The 394-nt window shown below is 70.8% G+C and carries 1 protein-coding gene; it reads left to right on the top strand.

Annotated features, from left to right (window positions below; genetic code table 11):
- Positions 1–394 (top strand): hypothetical protein (locus tag LPA54_RS41350; RefSeq protein WP_228985524.1); only part of this gene is annotated, 394 nt, incomplete at both ends.

Below are 394 nucleotides of genomic sequence, written 5' to 3'. Positions count from 1 at the left end.
GAGCAGGCCACGCAGAAGAACATGGCCGGCACCGGCATCGCAACCTTCTCCGACCGGGCCCGTGACGCCGTGCGCGGCGGCGGACCCTTCGACGAGGACCCCGGCGTGCAGGGCTTCGCCTCCGGTCTCTACACCGACCCCAACTCCTCGGCCGCCAACGGCACCCCGGCCGAGCAGAAGGCCCGGCTGCTGCACTACCAGGACCTGATCAAGGTGGGCCTGAGCGGCAACCTCGCCGACTACACCTTCACCGACACCGACGGCAAGGAGGTCAAGGGCTCCCAGGTCGACTACAACGGCGCACCCGCCGGCTACGCGGCCGCCCCCGGCGACGCCCTCGCCTACGCCGACGCGCACGACAACGAGTCGCTGTTCGACGCGCTCGCCTTCAAGC

It is taken from the genome of Streptomyces sp. DH12 (assembly GCF_020873895.1).
GTDB lineage: Bacteria > Actinomycetota > Actinomycetes > Streptomycetales > Streptomycetaceae > Streptomyces.
Note: the sequence above shows the minus strand (reverse complement) of the source record. Positions and strands in the feature narration are given on the sequence as shown.